A 939-nucleotide genomic window follows, 5' to 3' on the forward strand; every position below is an offset into this window, starting at 1 on the left:
GGAGTTGCTGCGCGCCGCCCACACCGCCCGCCTCGCGGGTCTCCACCGTGCGGAGGCCGCCGCCCTGGACGTCGTGCGCCACCTGCGCGACGAGCGCGACCCGCACCGCCCCCGCGCCCTCGCCGCACTGGTCGACGCCCTGCGCGAACTCCTCCTCGTCACCCACCGGCTGCGGTCCGCCGACCCCGACCCGGCGCTCATCGGCGCGGTCCGCCACCACCACCGCCCCGACGGACCGCTGCGGCTGTACGGCGTCTGCCGCGAACCGGTGATCGGGCCGGGCGGCCTCGGCGGAGTGGTCACCCACCTCGTCGACGACGACGGCCACGCGTACACGCTCCCCGACGTCAAGCCCGGCGGTCCCGCCCGCGCCCGCCGGGCCGGTACCGCCCACGTCGCCCTCCGGTCCTTCCTGAGCGACCACTTCCGGGTGTCGCGCGGCGGCCTGATCGTCACCGGGGCGGTCGTCGCCCCGGACGGCCGCCTGCTGCCGGAACCGGGCGTCCGCGCCACCTTCGCCGCCGGACGGCCCTGGCCCCCGTCGGACCCGGACCCCGACGGAGCCGGGCCCACCGGGTCACTGACCGTCCGCGACGTGGAGATCGCCGCCACCGACGGCGAGGACCTGCTGGTCCGCGTACTGCCGGGACGGGCGGGCGGGCCGGTCCGGCTGGCTCCCGCACTCCGTCATCCCTCTCTCGCCCACACCGCGAACCTGCGGCGCCTGGGCGAGCACCCCGGGCTGCGGATCCGGGTCGTCGGACGCCTCGACCCCGACCGGGTCACCACCCTCCGCCCGCTCGCCGTCGCCCCGGTGCCCGGCACGGGGGCGACCCTGTGCCTGCCGGACGACTGGCAGGGCCGCGCCGACCTCGGCTACGACCGCCTCCGGGACGACCACTTCCCGGCGGACCCGCCCTCCCCGCCCGAACCGGCCCC

Annotated in this window: 1 pseudogene; it reads left to right on the forward strand. The window is 78.6% G+C overall.

Going from position 1 to position 939, the window contains the following annotated elements:
- Nucleotides 1-939: pseudogene (locus tag B7767_RS42210) on the forward strand (hypothetical protein); the annotation flags it as partial.

The organism is Streptomyces sp. 13-12-16 (assembly GCF_002114215.1).
Classification (GTDB): Bacteria; Actinomycetota; Actinomycetes; order Streptomycetales; family Streptomycetaceae; genus Streptomyces.